This is a genomic window from Zymomonas mobilis (genome assembly GCF_006715975.1).
Classification (GTDB): domain Bacteria; phylum Pseudomonadota; class Alphaproteobacteria; order Sphingomonadales; family Sphingomonadaceae; genus Zymomonas; species Zymomonas mobilis_B.
This window is the reverse complement of the sequence record NZ_VFOF01000002.1, coordinates 1-20666: the sequence shown is the minus strand read 5'-3', so window position 1 is coordinate 20666 and position 20666 is coordinate 1. Positions and strand designations below refer to the sequence as shown.

Below are 20666 nucleotides of genomic sequence, written 5' to 3'. Positions count from 1 at the left end.
GTGCTCGTAATCTCAATCTTCGGGTTTATGCCCGACCAGAATGGTATTTCTGATGATTATATTCACGCAAGGCAACCTACTAGAAGCTAAAGTCGAGGCTCTTGTTAATACCGTTAACACCGTCGGAGTGATGGGTAAGGGTATTGCGCTCATGTTTAAAGAGCGCTTCCGCAAGAACTTTCGCCTGTATTCTGCCGCGTGTAAGGCTAAGGAAGTTCAAATCGGTAAGATGTTCGTTACTCCAGTCTATGAACTAGGGGAAATACGTTGGATTGTGAACTTTCCGACTAAACAGCATTGGCGTAATCCGTCACGAATAGAATGGATTATAAAAGGCTTACAGGATCTACGGCGTGTCCTGCTCGAAAAGAATATAAAATCTATTGCTATTCCTCCTTTGGGTGCTGGCAATGGCGGGCTTTCATGGAAAGATGTTCGTGGACAGATCGAGTTGGCCTTAAGTGATCTCGATATTGATATTTTTGTGTTTGAGCCGACTACCCAATACCAAAACGTGGCTAAGAGGACAGGCGTAGAAAAACTAACGCCTGCGCGCGCCTTAATAGCTGAATTAGTCCGTCGATACTGGGTAATGGGTATAGAATGCAGTTTGCTTGAAATTCAAAAGCTGGCTTGGTTTCTTCAGAGAGCTATTGAACAGTATTCTCCAGATAATAATCCATTGAATTTAGATTTTCAGCCACATAAATATGGTCCTTATACTCATCAGCTAAACCACTTGTTGAATAGTTTAGATGGGAGCTATCTTCATTCTGATAAACGTATCAGCGATAGCGACCCGCTGGATGTCATTTTATTTGTTGATAAGCGCAAAGACGATTTACAGGCTTATTTGAAAAGTGAGGCCAAGCCTTATAGGCAAGCATTAGAATCTGCCGCCATGCTTATTGATGGTTTTGAGTCCCCCTTTGGGATGGAACTGCTGGCTACAGTTGACTGGATGCTAACTCGCGAAAATATAGAACCTGATGTGCCAGCTTTACGTAAGGGATTGCGTTCTTGGCGAGGTAGTGCAGATGCGGCGTTGCGTAAAGATCGAATTTTTAATGACCGATCTTTGGGGATTGCCCTTGATCGCTTAACTAAAATCTCTACGCCTGTAATGGCGTAGAGCGTCTTATCTCTTCTTTATTGAGGAAGCTATTAGGCCGAAATAGTCATCTATTTTCAATTAGGTAATTATCCATAACGCCTAAAAAAAAGGTTTTTTATAAATAGAAATACGTCTTAGCGTATATAGCTAAATACGTATTTAAGTTAATAGCTATATTTGTATTTACGTATTATGTAGCCGGATGCTATTTATATGATATCCGATTAGCTGGGAGAGATAATGTAAAGACACAGCCCGTTATTAACAGAAGGTTGAATGCCAATTTCACAGGAATTGCAGCGGTTAGAAAGAAAAGGGCTTTTGGTTCTTAATTAAAAGAAATCGGGCGGAGGTGCCGGTGCCGGAACAGCATTTGCGTCGAATGCGAACAAGGCAAATTGTAACCAAGAGGGTTCTCGTTTTACTATCCCATTTTCAAAGCGAGAAATCGATTGTTGTGTAGTGGTGAAAATAGCACCTCGCTTTTCAGCTTCCTTAGAAACCATATCGGCTAGTTTTTGCGCACTCCATCCCCTTTTTATCCGAGACGCTCGAACAAACTCGCGGAGCTTATCTAAATCCGTTAAGTTATCCATCTGGCCTATTCGTTGTAAAGCAAAGGGTGAGATAACGCGACTGGGAATTTTTTTGCCAGTGAAGATGCAATATTTTGTTTAAGTGACCATGAGTCACTAAAGTCTACATCCAAAGGAACTAATAAACTCAAAAACAAGTTTTTGAGTTTATCTTCGCTTGGAAGAATTTCTTTATAGATAATTTTTTTATTATCATCTTCTGATATTGTATCAGTCGAAAATTTTGGTTCTTTTTCTTCTTTTTTTGTGAAAGAAGGTTTAGATACTACAAAATCTGCTAGTTTAGCCTGCTCCAACAAAGCTGCTTTTACATAATTCAGCCACAGAGGTATCGACTTTATTTTTCCATTTTCAAACAAGGAAATAGATTGCTGTTGTAAATTTAGTTTAACGCCATGACGTGCAGCCACCTGTTTTGCTTCGTCAGCTAACTTTGCTGCCGTCCAGTTTATACGTTTACGCTCATTTCTTATCCATGTGCGTATTTCGTCTATTTTTGAGATACTGGTCTGCGTCATAATTCTAGTAATCTACAAAATTTTTATACGCTAAGCACTTACTGATGAATTTTATATATAAAATTCACTTGTAAGATTACACGTAATGTGCTTTTTAGGGATCGATTTACACTTTTTGACTCTAGAGAATCGCAGCAATGGCAATTGGCAAAGATAATACTAGATTTATTCGAATAGTCACTACACATGATTTGTATGTTGACTTGTGATGATAAGTTTTTTTTTAAAATTGCATTGTAATAAATGTAGATTAGCCAATGATTATAAACCGTTAGCTGAAAAATTACTCAGTGAGCTATTTGATTTAAAAGGCAATAATTATGCGCCTTGTTTTCAATTGATAGGCCGTCAATCTCTAAAAATCTTTTTAAAATCTAGCACTAACAAGACAGCCACAGCTTATCTTTCATTGGGGCGGCCAGTTTCCCTTCGGGTGAAGAGTAACATCAATGACAATTAAAGCAGCCGAAAATAAGACCTCCTTGGTCGATGACGAAATCAGCGTGTTCAAGCAGAAGATCAGCAATGCCCTGTATCTTTATATGGGGCAGATGGAATGCGGTCTTCGCCTGTTGATGGATCGCTTGGAAGGTATTCGCCGAGCGGAAGAAACCCGCTCTTATGCTTTACTGGAAAATGTCTCAAAAGATGAATTTATAAGATTTAATACTGAAATATTAAGTCTTATTGAGGTGATTAAGCGTTCAGCAACTACGGCCAATGATGGCTTGGCGGGCTTCATTGAAAATTTTGGCTCGTCCTTATGACCTATTGTTTTTTCAGCCTTTCCTATTTGGAAAAGACCTGTTCTGTTCCCGTCAGTTCTAACCTTGGGTTTCTGGCCGATGCCTATTCGGCAATCCCTTATCTTCTCATCGGAGAGACTGTCTTATGAGTTCTATTCATGCGACTGAAGAGCTGAGTGAAAAGCTCCAATCCATTATCCGTCTTGAAGAAGAAAAGGCGCGTTTGGATGGCCAGATTCGTGATCTGAAAGGCCAGAAATACGACATCAAGAAGGCCAAGCTTGCGGTCAGCCGTTCGCGGAAAGGTCATCCTGAAAATTTTATTCGTATTCTGATTAACCAGATCGTGAATGATCGGGCGATGAGCCGGAAGCTTGTCCCGTGATCAGAACCGGCGCAGCCTCTTCCCTTTTATCTATTTCAAATTCAGGCCTGCCACAGCGGAGAATCTTCGCTGTGGCTTTTTTGCGTCCAAGACCGGAGCCCGCACAATGACCGCCTCTTCTTCCTCATCGTCTCATTTCGTGGCGTCATCTCCTATGTCTTCTTCACTTAATGCCGATCTGTCCTCTTCTGTGAACCTGTCGGACACCTCTGTTCTTTCTCCAAAGCCTGATCTCGCGCCTGCCCCATTATCCGCTGAGTTGTCTTCTATGTCGCCTAACCTTGTATCGCCTTTGGAAGCTGCTGACTTATCCTTAGCAATCTCCGTTTCGTCTTCGCCATCCTTGGCTTCTCCATTACGTGCCACCATCTTACCAGATTCTTCTACCGCTCCATTACCTTCATCGCCCTCCTCTATGTCTTTTGACGGTAGCCCTTTTGTGGACAGGTTAGGCCGTTTCAAGCGTGGCACTTATCGTTCAATGCTGATGCAGACGGGAATGTCCTACGACCATGCAAAAGACATGGCTGATCTTGCTGCTGAGGAATTTAAAAACGCCAAAAAAAGGGAGCCTATCGGTGCGACATATGACCGCCAATCATCTTCCTTGGCCAATGGCGCTCATCCCGAAATTCCGGCCTCAAATACCAATAGTGAGGTTACAGCCTCCGCATCAGATTTCGACGAAATCGAATATTTTGACCAGATGGTTTCAAACGGCGTTGATCCTGAAACCGCTGCCGATATTGCCCGTAAAACAGCTATTGCCAGACGTAGAGACCCTCTCGAACGATCCACCCGCTATAAAATCCGCCGTCGGACTCCTGATCCTGTGCATCGGGATTCTTATGAGGTGGGCGAACGTGAGAAGTCGGTCTGGAAGCCGGTCAATCCGCAAGAGATCGGTGCCTATCTGGAAGCGGTCGATCAATATTCGATCAAAACCAAGGGCTTAAGCGATAAGGCCGTTCGTCTTCTAAAGATGCTGTTTCGGATGGTCGACTTTAAGACTGGCCGTCTGGAGCCGACCCTCGACACAATATGCGATCGTGTCGGCTATGCCCGTGCGACGGTCGTCAAATTACTGCGGCAATTACAGGATTTAGGCTTCATCCGTTGGATACGTCGGTCAATCAAGATCAAGGCGGACGGCAAAGGCCCCCGCCGCAAACAGACCAGTAACGCCTACGGCTTCTTATCTCCCAAGGCTTGGCCAGAGTTGGCCAGACAGGTTTTTGAGCGTGTGATGCGCCGGAGGAATGCGCCTGTTCCTGACGATATCGACCACGCCCAAGAAGCTGACAAAGCCGAAACCAAGGCTATCGTTGAAAGCTTGCCGCCCGAAGATTTCGTCAAAGCGATATCGGGCGATAAAGAGCCAACAGAGCTAACGGATTCGCTCATACAGCTTGCTAAATCTATCGAGCGGGCGGAACAACGGGAACAAGAAGAGCAGGCTAAGAAGGCAGTACAGGCCGATCAGGAAGAGGTTAAAACATCTTCCAAAACACCTAAGGAGGATACCTCAAAAAAGCCCCAAATTTCGGACAATCAACGCGAGTTCAATTCTTATACTCTATCCTGTTATAGTCATTTATATAATACCGACGATACAAAACTAAAAACCAAAGAAGAAAATAAGGACTGCACTGCTCCTGCGGCAGCAGGCAGTGCAGACGCTATTTGTGATCGAAAACCTGATAAAGATCCTTTCTTCTTAACTCTTAAAACTTGCGGTTATCGTCTCGATCAAATCAACGCGTGCCTAAATCACAGAGATAAACGAAAAAACAATGGATGGATGCCTCTGTCACCCGATGAAACCGCCCGCCTCCTTATTCAAACAAGACAGATGAAACCCTGATACCGATAGCTATCCTTCTCAAAACATACCGCCCGTTAATCTCTTGGCGCTGCTCGCTTCGCTCACAGGCTTGGCGAAAAAGGAATTGGGGTTTTCGGGAATCTATCAAATTTCTAACAATTCGCATTATCGAAATGTGCTTAAATTGGCTTATTATCTAATAACGTTTCGACATGGTTTCTACTGTTATCCATCTCCAATCTGCCGTTGGTCTTGATCGATGTCTAATAATTCTATCCTAATCATAGGGCCATGGACTTCGGATCCATCACGGTTGTCTACAGCATCCGTCCCAGCAGATATGACGTTTGCGACCAACCCCTTTTTTGCTCGGCAGATGGGTTTTTATTACCCAGATCGAGGAGACCAGAAATTGGTACAAAAAGGGTTGCATCTATAACGAAGCGTTGGAGAATTCCTGGGCGCATCAAAGACGGGTTTTTTGAGGTCTGGACACTGAAATCGATACCTGCAAAGTGCCTTTTTCAATGCCATTCGCAGAAGGAAACAGGCTTTGCAATTATCCCAAAGCCTAGGTGGTATCATGGTTATCTGGGAAGCTGTTATACTGAAAACTATGCCAAAATAAGCCTACTTTTGTATTCAAAAAGTAAAAATTCTTGTAATTCTGCTAAAAACTTAAATGATGAGAGGTCGCAGAAAATAAAAACAGGATTTTTGGAACCATCCCAATTAGTTATAAAGAATATATTTTGATTATACTGATATCGCTCAGAGCCTTAGGTTCTGTTGACAAAGGGTGTAATTTAAGATTTTTAGAGATAACTTGAGAACAAGTTTTTTAGGGTAGATAGGATGCGAGGAGATCTTACGGACGCGGAGTGGGAGATAATAGAGGGTCTTCTTCCAAGCGAACGAGGCCGCTGCGCGCGTCCCGCCAAAAGTAATCGGTTATTTCTCAATGGTATGCTTTATGTGCTTCGAACAGGCTGCCCGTGGCGAGACATGCATGAACGTTATGGGAAATGGAATTCGGTCTATGTTCGGTTTCGTAGGTGGGCGGAACAGGGTGTCTGGGACGCTCTTCTTGAAACCCTGGTTGACCTTGGCCTGACAGATGACTGGCAACATATGATAGATAGTACGATTATTCGTGCCCACAGCCAAGCGGCTGGCGCAAAAGGGGGACGTATAAGGAAGGCTTTGGTCGAAGCCGCGGAGGCTTTACGAGCAAGATCCACGCCCGTTCCGATGGTCAAGGCCGCCCTCTGAACTTACCGGTGGTGAAGTCTCTGATTATTCTGGCGCTGATAAAGGATATGATAGCGATAAGCTACGCGAAAAACTGCTTTTTCGAGGCATTCTTCCTGTTATCCCGCCTCGTTCCAATCGAAAAAAGTATATTCCTTATAATCTCCAGCACTACAAAGATCGTAATTGTATTGAGCGGATGTTCAATAAGTTGAAGCAGTTCAGGCGCATTGCCACACGTTATGATAAAACCAGAAAATCTTTCCTCGCCTTCCTTCATATCGCGGCCGTGAAATTGTGGTTACCTTCCTTTGTCAACAGATCCTAGGGGAGGCTATCTAATTTTTAACAACTCACATCTATTAAATTCTTATTTAGTTTTTATTGAAGTATGAGTAATAGTGGTTTCGGCAAAAGTCTTTGTGTCATGATGAAATACAGTATATCCTTGAAAATAACGTTTCTCTATCATTTCCATTTTAGCCACCCCATCCGTAATATTCCAATCGCTTAGCGATTTTTTAGTAACTTTTTCAAAATCAATGTTGGTTTTAATCGTCCATATTAGATTGGGTATTTCTATATAGAAATAAACCCTGAAAGATACATCGTTAATTTTTTCAGTAAATGTGATTGCAAAATCTTCGATGCCATCGAGATCTTCTACTGAAAATTCTTCAATCTTCGAAAGAAGATCATTCGATAAATTTGAGTCTTGAAGAGTTTCACAGATTGTCGACAATGGAAGACTGTTTAAAAAACATAGAACTTTTTTTAGAGAAATTTCTTCTAAATTGTAACCCCATTGTTCTTGAAATTCTTCAAGCTGTTCAGAATTTAGTGCCATAGGTTTTATTTTTTCTTGTTCTTGTTCCGTTAGAGATTTGATTAAGAGGGTCATTTCTTTACCCGAAAAACCTAATGTGAAGTTATTAAAAGGATCCTTTTTAACTGTACCTTTGATCTTCGATAGACCTTGTGCTTTTGCACCCAATAGGCTAATTTTTTCATTAATTTTCATTTTTTCGACCGGACTTTTAACCGTCATACGTATAGCATCCCAAATCAGTGTGATATAGGACGGTCCTCCTTCCAAAGATGATGAAATAATACCAATAAGATAACCTTTGTCATTGACTACAGGGCCACCACTCATACCCCCTAGTGTTACCATATCAACTTCAAAGCATGGGGATATCAGTCGTTCTCCACGTCCGTTCGGAAAAACGGACATAACTAAACCTGACGATATAAACGGCGTTATTAAAGCTGCTTTTTCATTGCTACCTTGATAGCGAAAACCCATTGCCCAAAGACGTTCTCCAATTAAAGGCAGTGCAACCTGTATCGGAGTAAGCATTAGTGGTTGGTCTTCATGAGCTTCTGAATTTAATGTACAACTTACTAGCGATATATCTGTTTTAATTTGACGATCGGCATGAAAAATACTGGGACATGAAAATGTTTCTACATCGTAGATAAACCAAGCACGGGTAGCGCCTTTAAGAAAGGTAAGACAAACGGGGAAATACCCTTTATCCGAGAATTCATCAAGTACATGGGTCGCTGTCAAAAACATTCCAGGCGCTACCATGACTCCACTCCCAAGAAGGATGAGCTTGTCTTCCTCAAAATATCCTAATGCAACTAGCGAATCTCCAGCCTCATATAATGATCCCATGGATCCAATGCCATCTATTGCACTGTACTCGGCTGTGCGCCAGGAAAGCTTCATATTATTCAATGCATTATTAGAAGCTGTAATTTTTACTTTTGAAATATTATTATTCATACATTATATTATAAGATAATTACTTTTTAATTAAAACAGTATCATACTTTTTTTGTATAAAATTAAATTGTTCGTAAAATATCTATTGAAGTGATGTCGTATATAAATTGAATACGACATAGTTTTCTGCTTAGAATATTAGGCGTTGTTTAGCCTTAAAATTATCATTTTGTATCATATGTCGAAAATCACCTGAATCATATATGATAATATCGAGTTGAGTTGAACTCAGGTCATTTTCGAAGTTGCGCTCTTTGCCCTTGAGACCAGTCTTCACTGCGGGTCTCAATATGAAACCAGTGAGAACTTCAAGATCTTTGGGCAGGAAACGAGTTAGATATTCTCGTACAAGATCTTCGACGTATCGGCCATCTTCGCCCTTGTGCTGGGAGCCGGCGCCTTTTGAAGCAGGGACTAACGTTTCAAATTGCTTATAAACCTTTACCAGTGCATCGACTTCATTAGACCAATACTCGCGTATCCGATCGCCATCCATATTTTTGTCCTATACCCTGCTCAATTACATGCAGGTCATGCTACCTGCTTGAGCCAAGCGCTTAACCACCTACTCTAAGGTATTGACTACCATCGTGAATTCGGCCTTGTCGGTTTAAGGGAAACTTACCGAAGCGGGTTTAGCGGCAATAAGTGATAGGCACCCACACAACTGCGGAACAACGAACTGCTAGCGCCAAATTTTAAATTACTCTACGCTTTGCCAATCTACGGAGAGCAACATGAACGTTATTACTGCGCTTGAATTGGCAGATGGGGCCAGAGCACTTCAGCAGCTTATCTCTGAGCAGACTGAAGCTCACGATCGAAACGAGGCGGAAACGCGGTTCCATTTAATCGACTATCTTCTTCAAGGAGTACTCGGCTGGGATCGCGGCGACTTTAAGCTCGAAACCGCGCAAGGACGTTCATTTACAGACTACGAATTTGGTACCCCCGTGCAGATGATCTGGGAGGCAAAGCGCGAAGGCATCCCCTTCGTCATCCCAGTTCGGACACGCCGAGGAAACATTTATGACATCGCATCAATTTCGGCCGCCTCTGAAGAGGCCCATGACGCCATAATGCAGGCCAACCGATACTGTCTCGACCGCGGTTCGGAGATTGCCGTTGCTACGAATGGTCACCAGTTCATAGCATTCTGCGCCCGCGAACCGGAAATCACGGGTCCAATACTCGGAAAATGCCTAGTAGTAAGCAGCCTCGCTGATTTCGAGAAAAATCTCTCTCGATTATGGGATTTTCTCTCTCCCGAAGGGATCAGATTAGGCACCCTAAAAGCCTTCCTTCACCGCAGGGGGTTACCTGCTGCGCCAAAGAAGCTTTCAGCTTCAATACCGGATTATCCAAAGTTCCTCCAACCGACGACTCTCCAAGTGTCGCTAGCAAACATGGCACACTTGCTTCTGATTAATATAGAATTGCACGATGACATTGAACGCCAGTTCTTCAAAGAATGTTACTGCGAAAGCGGAGCTCTCTCTCAACACGCATTGTTAAGCAAGCAAATGCTCAATGCGCGATATTCGTCTCTCTTCCCACCTGACGAGGCTTCGCCGCGCATTGAGCCCGCTGTTGCTAAGCCCGGAAAGCCTCTCCTGACTCCAGAGATACTCTCCGATGCGATTTCAAACCGGCCCATCGTTCTGCTTGGCGATGTGGGCGTTGGCAAATCGTCGTTTCTGAAGCACCTCATGTACGTCAGCGCGTACGACGAATTCCAGCATGCTCTATACGTTTACGTAGATCTCGGGCGGACAGGTGCCCTGTCAAATAACTTAAAGGACGTGGTTCTCGACCAAATCGAGGATGCACTCATAAATAAATATAGTGTTGATTTATTTGAAGCGGACTTTGTCAAAGCGGTCTACAAGGCGGATATTAGGCGTTTCGACCGTAGCCTCTATGGATCGCTCAAGGAGAGCGACCCCATTACTTATCAGCGCCATCTCTTAGATCTTCTTACGTCGAAGCAGAAAGATCGCGCGTCTCACACGAAGGCGTCGATTGGATATTTAGTAAAGGAGCGACGAAAGCAAATTATCATTGCACTCGACAACTCGGACCAACGGGACTCCGAAACCCAGTCAGAAGCTTTTATCATCTCACAAACTATGGCGTCCGATTGGAAGGCGACCGTCTTTGTTTCTATGCGGCCTCGCACATTCTACCAGTCACGACGGTCAGGGGCGCTTTCGGCATATCCCCACCGAGTGTTTACCATTGCCCCACCCAGAATCGATGTCGTGATCCGTAAGCGTATTCAATTCGCACTTGATGTTGCAGAAGGGCGTCGGAATTTAGAGTCGCTATCCCATATTCGCCTCAATCTCAGTAATATCGCAGCATTTCTGCATGTAATACTTAAAACAGTAGACGCTAACGACGCGGTGAATTTGTTCCTCGAAAATATCACCGGGGGCAATATTCGCCTTCTCATCGAACTAATTGCTAACACCATAGGCTCTCCCAACATCGATACCGAAGCTGTGGTTCGTGGCCTTGAAGAGCGGGGCGAATTCATCTTGCCGGTGCATGACTGGTGGAAAGTCGCAATTCAAGGCGACCATCGCTACTACGATCCAACCAGATCACACGCGGCCAACATGTATTCGGTTTTTGGCCCCGATCAGAGGGAACACTTTCTAATTTCCATGGTTCTTGCCTACCTAAATGCAGCTGGGAAGCATCGAACTGCCGAAGGTTTCGTGACTTATACGGATCTTGCATGCGAGATGCAGGTTTGGGGCTTCCGCGCATCGTCGATCGAAGCAGCTGTCAGGCTAGCCAACAACATGCGTTTGGTAGAATCCAACCGACGCGTGACCTTTGACGAAGACGAGGCCGGACTTTACGGAGCGCTTCCCGACCTTTGGCGGATCAATACCATCGGCGTCTACCATTTACGCGTCTGGTCAACAACATTCTCCTACCTAGACGCTATGGCAGTTGATATGCCTTTCTTCGACGAGGAAATTTTCAGAGAATTAGCTGGCAACATACAGTCACTCACGCTCGAACATCGCTTAGACCGTGCAACAATAGTTCGCGACTACTTAACAGAAGTTTGGGAAACTAGTTCAATATCTCCAGAATACTTTAACTGGCTTGAATCTTGCCATGAGGGGGAGGATAGTTTTGATCGCGCCAGACGAGCATTAGCTAGGAGAGTTGGCCGGTGAGAAATCGAGAGTCTCTGTTCGTAACGGTAACTATGGTAAATCCGACAATCACTCTCGGTGAAACCAGCTGCAAAAATAACAAGTTTCGTAACAACAAAATCAGGGTACGAATACTCAAGTTGGACTGAAGCCGTTGCGACGTTCACTCATATGAACGTCAGGTCACTACCCATTTTGTCCAAGAGCCGACATTCCACTCTCCCCAAATTCTGACATCAAGAGGGGGTTCACGGGAGAGAGCAATGCTCTCCCCTGACCAGTTTGCAAACCAGCGGACACGTTGTGTCGCGATGGTTTGCACGGCTGGCTCCCTTTTAAATCGTTCCCTTTTTGAAGACTGTTTCCGGGTAGCTTATTGCCTCTATGGTTTGCAGCAAATTGGCTGTTGAGATGCTGGTGAGATAGGTTGTGGTGCCCTGACTTTTATGGGTGGCTTCATGACCCAGCAGGCGGTCAATCCATACCTCCCTGATGTTGGCATCTGCGTTTCTTAGTTGTGTGGAAACAGTATGCCGGAACGAGTGAAATGTGATTTCTGCTGGTAGGCCAATCCGGGTTTTAAGCAATGAGAAAGCCCGCCCCAATGCTGCGCCCCTTACACCCTGTTTTGAAGTCTCCAAGCCGGGGACGAGGTATGGGCCGTCTGTAGTATCCTTAAGAGTCAGAATGCCGGCTTCAATCAGCTTTGAATGGACTGGCACCGTACGAGTGCCTGCTTCCGTCTTGGGTGCCCAGCCGGTTTCGCTATGGGGTCGGATAAGAAAGCAGGGGATACCGCCAACGCTCTGGATGTCTTCTGTGCGCAGGGTGCAGATTTCGCCCAACCTCATGCCTGAGTAGGCTGCTATCAGGGTGACCAGCCTGAAGGTCTGTTCTGGCACTGACGTGCTATGCCATGACGCAGAGGCCAGCAAAGCCAGCTCCTTTGCTGTCCAGCTTCTTCTGACGGTCTTCTGTCCGTTCTCGAAATTCCAGCCCGTCCATGGGTTGCGTGTGACCAACTCCCTTTGGTGTAACTGGTTCCAGAGGTCGGAGAGACGCATCATATGGTTTTTAACGATCTTGCCTTAATGTTGGCAGACCTTCTTCTCTGGCTCTCTGTGCCTCTTCCTGAAGGGTCAGGCTTAGTGATGCTGGAAGGGAAAACAGGAGGTCACGGAACGTCCCAGCCAATGCACAGGCGCATCTCCGAAAGCTTGTAACGCCCGTTGTGTGGCTTTCTTGGTGTCGGTGCTGGCATGGGGATTATCCAGCAAAAAGCGTTTCAGGGCACCCGATAGCATTAGGGGAGCAGTTTTGGGTGCTTTATCTGGTTTCTTCACTGTTCGGGGTTTTTGCATCAGTGCTGACACTGGCACGGCCCCCGTTTCCTGAGCAGATGAAGACAGGTTCACGCTCTGCAAATCCCGCAGTGCAACCCGCAGTCCCTCAAGCTTGCTTAAAGCGTCTGGTTCAGAGAGGGCCAAATGGGCCTGAGAGAATAATTCAGTGGTTCTGGCATGAAGGAGGGACGTCCGTTTGCGGGCCTCATTTTGATAGCCCGTTTTCATAGAAATCCAGATTTCCTGCCGGTTTAGGGCTGTTCGCAGGGCAGGCGGAACGATACGACGAAAGTGGTAAGTGGTGCCTCGGACACGGAGTATAAAATCTTCCCTCAGTGGGGAAGAATGATGGAGCAAAAACAGTCTTTGCCCCTCATTCAGCTGAAAAATCGTGCTATTTCAGGTGTCTGTGGTGCGAACTGAGGGACTCGAACCCGGAGAACGGGGTGAGTTGCATTCGAAACCTTCATGATTTCATCAAGGAAAACGCTAAAAGACGTCCTTCTTGGTGACGATTTACGAGAAATACTTTGGAGAAGAAGTGAGTTCTCGTCAAGAGACTTTCCAAAGCGTTTAAAACGGTGAGGGTCTGTCTGCGATGCTGTGTCGGGTCTGCGGGTTTGATGCGGGGAAGGGTGCGGGACTGCGGGAAAGAAACGGGCGTGATGTTTCACTTTATGATTTTTCGTGTTGAGCAAAGCAGAAAGTCGTTTGATTCCATGCTGAGCAGCATTTTTCTCATCTGTGTGGGCTTTGTTCCAATCCGTAATGCGTTTCTGACGCGCTTGCACGATACAGTCAAACCGTTGGTCAAGCCATGTTTCAAGTTTCTGTGGGTCGGCCATGGCTGAGAATTCAGCGTCATACGCTTTTTTGAAGCGTTCCAGTGCTGGTTTGCTCTTCTCACTCAGGACGGTGCGAATAGGCGGTGCTGGTTCCGAGCGAAGCCCGACAATATGGAGCAGGGCTTGCACCACAAAGCGCAAGACTTCCAGAAATTCATAGAAAAGCGCGTCAGCCCTTTTCTCAAGTTTTCTGGCTTTCCCAGTGAGACGCTGCCAGTGACCGTTTTCAGCTTTCTGCCATTCCCGTTTTGCGACGATATAATGGTCAAAGCTTTTTCTGAGTTGCTTCTGGTAGGGTGTAAGCTGTCTGCGCCATGTCGCTAGCGTCTTGCTTCGATCTTCAGGTGCCTGCTGGTCAAGAATAGTGTTCTGTTGTGCGATGGCTTTTCTGATCTCATTCCGAAAACGGGCCTCCTCTGCGCTTATGATCTGCACAGAAGAGGAGGAAGGGAGTGGTTGTGTCGTTAGACTATCAACGTCAGCTATTCGTTTGAGCCAGAGTTCTTCTCGCCATGTAGGAATTTTCAGGAGCTTTATAACGGGCGTTTTTCGGAGCACTCGCTGAGTGTCAGAAGGTTGGGGGATGGCGTATTCGTCATAAAAGTCTGCGGTTGTCCGACGTATTGGCAGACGGGTGCTCTTGATATTGATTTCTTGTTTGGGTTTCATTTGGCGCTGTTCTTCCGAAAGCAGTTTTCGAAAGTCTGCTGCTTTGACTTTTGCCAGACGGGTAAAACTTCCCACCATAACACCATCACTGGTTCCGATAATATGAGCACCCGGTCGTGTCTCTTTTCGATCTCCTTCACGCCGCGTCAGAGAGTGGTTTTTCAAGGCGGCCCGTAAAGCCTTTAACCCGTCTGATTGGGACCAGAGTGAAGTGACCAGCTTTTTCAGTGCAGGGAGGTCAAGCCCTTGTCGTTCTGTGATGCGTCGTGCCTCTGAGGTATAGGCATGATGGTTTCTCCTTGCTTAAGAGGGGGGCAACGGGGGAAATTTCTCCCCCTTGCCAGCTGTCACATGCACCCGGAACGGGTAGCCATGTGACACTGCTGGCTCCTCTTAAAGGTAACCCATCAGAACACGCGATTTCCTGTTTTTATTTCTATGCAAGGAACAAAAAAAATCTTAACGATTTAAATGGAGGAGACTTCGGGTGAATCGGTTCCTCTATGTGACTGGCGGCAGCGTCTAGCCGTATTTACAATACCTTCAGATTTCTCTATGAACTGCGGCTGCCGAGATAGCATCGTATCGTTTTTGGGCAGCCCATCTTCCGTCCGGTCGAGGTCGTGCTAAGGTAGCCTAGGAACGCAATCGACGGACAGGATTATGAGCGAAGGCGTGAAAGAGAAACCCACAAAGTATCGTATCCTCACTCTCGACGGTGGCGGAGCAAAAGGCTTCTATACGTTGGGTGTGCTTCGAGAAATCGAAGCGATGTTAGGAAAGCCCCTCCACGAGGGTTTTGACTTGGTATTTGGTACCAGTACCGGGGCCATCATCGCTGCGTTGATCGCGCTCGGCTATTCAGTGGATGAAATCCACGAGCTCTACAAAGAGCATGTTCCTCGTATTATGCAGTGCAAATCACCGTCAAAGAAATCGAAGGCGCTTGCCGAACTGGCGGAGACGGTGTTTCGCGATGCCATGTTCACCGACGTTAAGACGGGAGTGGGTATCGTTGCGACCAAATGGGTAATTGAGCGCCCGATGATCTTCAAAGGAAGTGTGGCTCAAGCGCACGGAAGAATCGGCACGTACGTTCCCGGGTTCGGCGTCCCCATTAGAGAGGCGGTGCAGGCGTCCTGCTCGGCGTTCCCATTCTTCGACCGCAAGTTTGTTGAAACCGCTGCGGGGGACAGAATCGAACTGGTGGATGGTGGTTACTGTGCAAACAACCCCACGCTCTACGCCATCGCTGACGCGACCCAAGCACTGAAACTGCCTTTGGAGTGCTTGCGCGTCGTGAGCATCGGCGTAGGCGTCTACCCCGAACCCAAGCCCGCGTTCTGGAGCAAGATGTATTGGGCCAAATACTTGCCCAGCGTCCAGCTTCTTCAGAAGACGCTTGAGATTAATACGAACTCTATGGATCAGCTTCGAACCATTCTTTACCGTCAGGTGCCTACGGTTCGTATTTCTAATGAATATACGAAGCCGGAAATGGCAACTGATCTGTTCGAGTACGATCTGAACAAGCTCAACGGTCTTCGCCAACGGGGCGTTGAGTCATTTGCCGATGTGGAAGACCAACTCCGCACACTTTTGATGGACTGATGACATGAGTATACCGGAAGTGCAGCTCGACACCTGGGCAAAGCAGGGATCGATCACGCAATCAAAGACAACCTATGGGACAGTGCGCAACGTACTTCAAGAGAGCGGTGCCCCCTACAGCTCACGTTCATTCGATATCTTCCTGCAAGGTTCATACGGCAACGATACTAACATATACGCCGACAGCGATGTTGATGTCGTGATGATGCTGGACTCGATCTTCTACACCGACTTGAATTACCTAAACGAGGCCGAGAAGACGGCCTACAACGCTGCAAGAAGTCCTGCATCCTATACCTTCGACCAGTTTAAGCAGGAGGTGGTTCAGCACCTTACCAACCGTTTTGGGTCTGGAGTGACGCCCGGCAAGAAGGCTGTTTTCATCCCAGGATCGGGTGATCGACGCGACTGCGATGTGTTGCCATGCGTGGAGCTGCGTCGGTATACGCGGTTTAACAGCCTTTCTGATCAAAACTTCCATACCGGCATATGCTTCTGGACGCCGGACGGTACCCGAATCATCAACTTTCCCAAGCAGCACTCAGCGAACGTTACGACGAAGCACCAAAATACTAACCAGTGGTTCAAGCCAGTTGTTCGCATCCTGAAAAACATGCGTAATAGCATGATTGACAAAGGGTATATCAAGTCTGGGGTGGCGCCTTCCTATTTTTTGGAAGGAATGCTCTATAACGTTCCCGATGACAAGTTCGGCACCAGCTACAACAGCACCGTTGCCAACGCGCTTAGCTGGATCATCAACTGCGATCGTACGGAGCTTGTTTGTGCAAACGAGCTTTATTATCTCTGTCACCCGACCTCCCTCGTCACCTGGCGGGCCGATCAACTTCAAACCTATCTTGACGCCGCTCGGAAATTTTGGCAGGAATGGTGAGGCCTCCTCGGAGTGCGCCGTGTAGAATACCTAGGTGCTAATTAAGTTGTTTTCGCGCATATTTCTCGACCGATAGTTGTTGTCTTGACTAGCGCATGAATCGAGAAGGTAAAGCTGTAGAGGGTTGGATTGTGGAGGCATGCTAATCGCGCGACTGCGCGCCCTTCTTGTGGGAGTTCTTGAGCTTGGAGGTGCCGACTTCGCCGGAGTAGGGGTTATAGTCGCGTCCGATTCCGGCATCCTTCCTATAGCTTCATTGCGGACCGATTATGCACTGACACGGAGCATCGACGGTTCGGCGCTGGAGATGTTGGCCGCGGTATCTCGCTCCGACAGTCTTTACCATGACGGTTTTCACATCCTCTCGCCTGACTTGCATGTTGTGGCGCTGTCGCAGTATCTTGCGGCCCCAATCATTCAAGGTGCTGTTCTTGGAGATTCACGTGGAGGGGGGGCTCGATACGCTGCTGCCCTATTCGGCTCCGCAGTTCCGGGTGTGCTTGCTACAGGTGTCGCGACATCGACTTACGGCGTTGCGATTTTCCAGTCGGGTGCCGAGATGGAACCAAACCTGTGACTAAGAGCGATGATCGGAGTTGTCGTGCTCGAAGTGACATGGTTTCCGAGAGCCAAGGTGGCTTCCAATCGATTGCAGGCCGCTGGACGATGACCGTGAAGTGGTGCCGGGACGGCTGCGCCGGAGAACTGGTTGCAACTGCCCGCGTCATCGAGGGCGCGGCTGGGATCAACATGGCGGTCGAAGCGCCGCATTCGAATTCACATACGCTCCTCGCGCACTGGGCGCGCGAGCCGTCAGGAGCGGCTGTGTTCTACTATATCTTCCAAGTTGAGCCAAAAGCATCCGGTCCGAAGCTGGCTACTCCTTACAAAGGTGCTGCTGTGCTCCGGCTAGGAGGCGACGGTGTAAGTCTATCTGGTAATTATTGGACAGACCAGCTTTCTACGGGGCACTATGTGCTGACCCGGTTGGCTGACCCGGTTCCAGTGGATTCCACCATGAAGTATGGTCCGACACAGGTGGTTAAGAGTGAATGGAAAATGCCTAAGCTGTTTTGGATTCCTGCCAGTATTGTGGTGCTACTGGCCACCCTTTTCTTTCTACTTAGGCCTTTATTCGGTGGAGGAGGCGATTGGGAGCATCGAATAGATTTTTCGGTCAAGAAGGCTTCCGAAGCGTGCCTACTTGATTCCAATACCGTTGTAAGACGTAATATCGAAGCCGGTCTTTCGGTTCGTCTGAAGACTCTCGGCGCAAGAGGGGCAACTACAGAGCAGACGACGCGCCAGTCAGTTAACGAAGCATTCTCGGAAACTGGCCAGATGGCTCAAGACGAGCGGTTGCGCGCTTGCGTAACCGAGCGAACCGATCACTTCCTCGGCTACCAGCCTGATACGCCGAAGCCCCGTTCGTAAGTATTACCTTCGATGACGCGCCGGCCGCCGCTATTCTTCCTGCGATAGCAGGTCAGTCCGGAAAGGGTCCGGCTGGGCGGCTGAAATCCTAGCAGCGATAGCGAGCACTCAGGTGTCATAACCGGTTAGCTGTGGCGTGCAGACTAAGCCACGGCTTTCCCTCTCAAAGTCGTCATAGACTACGTTTTAAATAGAGAGACGGATACCTAACAGCTTCTACAGTCTGTCTAAGATTTTCGGTGGTAATACCTGAGAGATAAGTCATGGTCCCCTGACTCTTGTGGCTGAATTCATGACCGAGGAGAGCATCAATCCAGAGCTCTCTGAGGTCTCCGGCCTGATTGCGCAGACGGGTGGACACTGTGTGTCGGAAGCTGTGGAAGGTAATGGCGGCAGGAAGTCCAATCGTTGTTTTGAATTTCGAGAAATTCCGGCCAAAATCCGTACCACGCGGGCCGCTTTTGGGTGTTTTTAGTTCCGAGAACAGGAATTTCTCGCCTTCTTTCTGAAAGTCCAGAATGCCCCAGTCCAGTAAAGTGCTGTGGATGGGCACATTACGGGTGCCCGCTTCTGTTTTCGGTGTCCATTTGTCTTCGATGTGAGGGCGGATAAGGAAACAGGGAATACCATCAACATCCTGAATATCCTCATTCCGCAGGCCATAATAAGACGACCACGGTCGTGCTTCTTGAAGCCCGCCAATACACTCCTAATAGCTGTTTTCTGATGGTCGCGAGGTTTTTTCTTTTCGCGCAGGGCAACAGTCTGTTTGGGGTGATACTGTGACCAGTCGATAATGCTGGTTTCGAGATCTAGCAGATCAATCTTGCTGACAGGAGGATACTGATTACCCAATGTATCCTCAGCATTGCTGTTCCAATGATTAGTAGTCGCAACAATGATACGATGGGAAAACCAGCTTTTGCCCGATGCGGAGAAGAAAGTATCGATATCTTTCTTAGTTATCTTGTGATCTGGGGCATAGAATTTGCATTGTATAGCATGAAGTTCGCCTGTCCCGCGTGTCCTAGCAATAAGGTCGATCCCTGTATCTTTTGCTGAATGACCTTCTTCTCTTGCCCAGTCTCCAAACGTCCAGACCTTGTCATACAGATCTACATATCTGGGTTCTGTTCGCAGATAGCAGATAATTAGTTCCTCAAAATATGTGCCTTTTTCTCGCTCGGTGACTGCTGCTTGGCGAAGTGTCTCGAGAAGCGTAGAAAGGGCAGACATACAAAGGAACCTTCTGAAGTAAGATATTTTATTATATTGCTGTAATGTCTTACAGCAAAATTAGAGCTTTATAATATGGTAGGATATCCTTGCCAGAAAAAAACTCCTATGCTTTCTAACATACGATATTAATTCGACTAAGAAACGCTACACTCGATATCTAGGAGGGACACGAGGCCAGCCTATAACCATCAGAACCTATATTTCTCACGCAGTGCAGCTATAAGACAGATGCCAGACTTGTTGTTCATGATGGTTTACTTTTATGAAGACATAAGAAAGTTGCAGTCTTGATTGCACACATAATTTTATCAATTTTGATTGATTATTCTAAGTTGAACAGAACAGAGAAGTTAGTCTGCGCTTAATTTTTTCTTGTCTTATTTTTTATTTTTCTAAGGATTAACCTTGATTGTGTAAGGCTAACCATAGATCAAGGATGAAAGCCCAGCAACCAGCTATTTTAGAAAATAGATTGGGTAATCCAAAAATACATAATAGTGCATTAGATCCTATTGTTTTTGTATCTCAAATGAGATACTTGCTTGAGCAAGATAGGAGTCCACTCATGCCCACAGCAAAAACAATGATACATATTCGGGTCGCAGATGACCTGAAAGAACAGGTAAGCACTACCCTGGCCTCCATGGGCTTATCAGTTTCCGAAGCTGTTCGTTTATTTCTACATCGTGTCGTAGCAGAACAAAAATTCCCCTTCGAGTTACGTGTTCCGAATGCAGAAACACGGCTGGCAATGTCGGAAGCTGATGAAATTATCAAAAGCCACCAAGGCCGTTTTTCTAATTCCAAAGAGTTGATCGATGGCCTTGAAGCGCACAGCAAATAGTAAACGTGCTTCTCTACCGAGATCCTCCGATTATACCAAAAGCTTCTTAAAGGACTGGAAGCGCTTATCACGGTCAGGATGCTAATCGTCTAAAGTCAGTCATGATGCTCCTGATTGAGAATGATGAATCCTTGTCCGCTGAATGGTTAGATCATCCTTTAAAGGGTGAAATGGCCGCGTATAGGGGGTGACTTCCTGCTTATTTACAGAATAGACAACAGCCATCAGCCCGAAATGGTTATCTTTGTACGGGCGGGAACACATTCAGAGCTCCTAGAATAAAGGCTTATTTCTAAAAATGCGTATTAACTTATATAGCTAAATACGTATTTAAGTTAAAAAGGATTGACGTATGCACGTTATTACGTTTTTAAGTCAAAAGG

At 46.5% G+C, this 20666-nt stretch carries 20 protein-coding genes and 1 pseudogene; 11 read left to right on the top strand and 10 right to left on the bottom strand.

Annotation, left to right across the window (positions count from 1 at the left end; genetic code table 11):
• Nucleotides 1-52: 52 nt before the first annotated feature.
• Nucleotides 53-1132, top strand: coding sequence for a macro domain-containing protein (locus FBY58_RS08805; protein ID WP_141920684.1), 1080 nt, complete (start codon nucleotides 53-55; stop codon nucleotides 1130-1132).
• A gap of 314 nt (nucleotides 1133-1446) precedes the next feature.
• On the opposite strand, the gene FBY58_RS08800 is transcribed toward FBY58_RS08805, so the two are convergent.
• Together FBY58_RS08800 and FBY58_RS08795 are read right to left on the bottom strand one after the other, a co-directional pair.
• Complete coding sequence (locus FBY58_RS08800) at nucleotides 1447-1710, bottom strand: helix-turn-helix transcriptional regulator (RefSeq protein WP_014466455.1); 264 nt, start codon at nucleotides 1708-1710, stop codon at nucleotides 1447-1449.
• Between the two features lie 5 nt (nucleotides 1711-1715).
• Nucleotides 1716-2228, bottom strand: coding sequence for a hypothetical protein (locus tag FBY58_RS08795; protein ID WP_141920683.1), 513 nt, complete (start codon nucleotides 2226-2228; stop codon nucleotides 1716-1718).
• A 449-nt stretch (nucleotides 2229-2677) separates the two neighbouring features.
• Between FBY58_RS08795 and FBY58_RS08790 the strand changes: the two genes are divergently transcribed.
• From FBY58_RS08790 to FBY58_RS08770, 4 genes and pseudogenes are all read left to right on the top strand, one after another.
• Complete coding sequence (locus tag FBY58_RS08790) at nucleotides 2678-2995, top strand: hypothetical protein (RefSeq protein ID WP_141920682.1); 318 nt, start codon at nucleotides 2678-2680, stop codon at nucleotides 2993-2995.
• A 124-nt stretch (nucleotides 2996-3119) separates the two neighbouring features.
• Nucleotides 3120-3359, top strand: coding sequence for a hypothetical protein (locus FBY58_RS08785; protein WP_141920681.1), 240 nt, complete (start codon nucleotides 3120-3122; stop codon nucleotides 3357-3359).
• A 106-nt stretch (nucleotides 3360-3465) separates the two neighbouring features.
• On the top strand, nucleotides 3466-5223 hold the full coding sequence (locus FBY58_RS08780; RefSeq protein WP_141920680.1) for a helix-turn-helix domain-containing protein: 1758 nt from the start codon (nucleotides 3466-3468) through the stop codon (nucleotides 5221-5223).
• An 816-nt stretch (nucleotides 5224-6039) separates the two neighbouring features.
• Nucleotides 6040-6763, top strand: a pseudogene (locus FBY58_RS08770) (IS5 family transposase).
• 42 nt (nucleotides 6764-6805) lie between these two features.
• On the opposite strand, the gene FBY58_RS08765 reads toward FBY58_RS08770, so the two are convergent.
• Nucleotides 6806-8227, bottom strand: coding sequence for a serine protease (locus tag FBY58_RS08765; RefSeq protein ID WP_141920678.1), 1422 nt, complete (start codon nucleotides 8225-8227; stop codon nucleotides 6806-6808).
• A gap of 130 nt (nucleotides 8228-8357) precedes the next feature.
• Nucleotides 8358-8723 carry a DUF6602 domain-containing protein gene (locus tag FBY58_RS08760; protein ID WP_185738204.1) on the bottom strand — a complete coding sequence of 122 codons (366 nt, stop codon included), beginning with the start codon at nucleotides 8721-8723 and terminating at the stop codon, nucleotides 8358-8360.
• A 241-nt stretch (nucleotides 8724-8964) separates the two neighbouring features.
• Between FBY58_RS08760 and FBY58_RS08755 the strand changes: the two genes are divergently transcribed.
• Nucleotides 8965-11424, top strand: coding sequence for a hypothetical protein (locus FBY58_RS08755; RefSeq protein WP_141920677.1), 2460 nt, complete (start codon nucleotides 8965-8967; stop codon nucleotides 11422-11424).
• A gap of 157 nt (nucleotides 11425-11581) precedes the next feature.
• On the opposite strand, the gene FBY58_RS09350 is transcribed toward FBY58_RS08755, so the two are convergent.
• The 4 genes from FBY58_RS09350 to FBY58_RS08745 form a co-directional block, all read right to left on the bottom strand.
• Nucleotides 11582-11725 carry a hypothetical protein gene (locus tag FBY58_RS09350; RefSeq protein WP_185738203.1) on the bottom strand — a complete coding sequence of 48 codons (144 nt, stop codon included), beginning with the start codon at nucleotides 11723-11725 and terminating at the stop codon, nucleotides 11582-11584.
• 13 nt (nucleotides 11726-11738) lie between these two features.
• The gene (locus FBY58_RS09390; protein WP_221624825.1) at nucleotides 11739-12470 is read right to left on the bottom strand and encodes a site-specific integrase; all 732 of its coding nucleotides are present in this window, start codon (nucleotides 12468-12470) and stop codon (nucleotides 11739-11741) included.
• 78 nt (nucleotides 12471-12548) lie between these two features.
• Nucleotides 12549-13103, bottom strand: coding sequence for a DUF6538 domain-containing protein (locus FBY58_RS09385; protein ID WP_311768059.1), 555 nt, complete (start codon nucleotides 13101-13103; stop codon nucleotides 12549-12551).
• A gap of 20 nt (nucleotides 13104-13123) precedes the next feature.
• Nucleotides 13124-14425 (bottom strand): hypothetical protein, encoded by a 1302-nt coding sequence (locus tag FBY58_RS08745; protein WP_221624823.1) that lies wholly within the window; start codon nucleotides 14423-14425, stop codon nucleotides 13124-13126.
• Between the two features lie 498 nt (nucleotides 14426-14923).
• On the opposite strand from FBY58_RS08745, the gene FBY58_RS08735 reads away from it, so the two are divergent.
• The 4 genes from FBY58_RS08735 (at nucleotide 14924) to FBY58_RS09575 (ending at nucleotide 18200) form a co-directional block, all read left to right on the top strand.
• Complete coding sequence (locus tag FBY58_RS08735; protein ID WP_141920676.1) at nucleotides 14924-15871, top strand: patatin-like phospholipase family protein; 948 nt, start codon at nucleotides 14924-14926, stop codon at nucleotides 15869-15871.
• 4 nt (nucleotides 15872-15875) lie between these two features.
• Entirely contained in the window at nucleotides 15876-16766 is an 891-nt protein-coding gene (locus FBY58_RS08730; protein WP_141920675.1) for a nucleotidyltransferase, read from the top strand.
• A gap of 382 nt (nucleotides 16767-17148) precedes the next feature.
• Nucleotides 17149-17343 (top strand): hypothetical protein, encoded by a 195-nt coding sequence (locus tag FBY58_RS08725; RefSeq protein WP_141920674.1) that lies wholly within the window; start codon nucleotides 17149-17151, stop codon nucleotides 17341-17343.
• Nucleotides 17344-17783: 440 nt separating this feature from the next.
• Nucleotides 17784-18200 carry a hypothetical protein gene (locus FBY58_RS09575; protein WP_141920673.1) on the top strand — a complete coding sequence of 139 codons (417 nt, stop codon included), beginning with the start codon at nucleotides 17784-17786 and terminating at the stop codon, nucleotides 18198-18200.
• A gap of 172 nt (nucleotides 18201-18372) precedes the next feature.
• Here FBY58_RS09575 and FBY58_RS09645 read toward each other — a convergent pair whose 3' ends face one another.
• Both FBY58_RS09645 and FBY58_RS08710 read right to left on the bottom strand, forming a co-directional pair.
• On the bottom strand, nucleotides 18373-18753 hold the full coding sequence (locus tag FBY58_RS09645) for a tyrosine-type recombinase/integrase (protein ID WP_141920672.1): 381 nt from the start codon (nucleotides 18751-18753) through the stop codon (nucleotides 18373-18375).
• Complete coding sequence (locus tag FBY58_RS08710) at nucleotides 18672-19436, bottom strand: restriction endonuclease (protein ID WP_141920671.1); 765 nt, start codon at nucleotides 19434-19436, stop codon at nucleotides 18672-18674. The genes FBY58_RS09645 and FBY58_RS08710 overlap by 82 nt, the downstream gene beginning before the upstream one ends.
• A gap of 568 nt (nucleotides 19437-20004) precedes the next feature.
• Here FBY58_RS08710 and FBY58_RS08705 point away from each other — a divergent pair.
• Nucleotides 20005-20283: a type II toxin-antitoxin system RelB/DinJ family antitoxin gene (locus FBY58_RS08705; protein ID WP_141920670.1), complete on the top strand. Its 279-nt coding sequence runs from the start codon at nucleotides 20005-20007 to the stop codon at nucleotides 20281-20283.
• Nucleotides 20284-20666 lie beyond the last annotated feature (383 nt).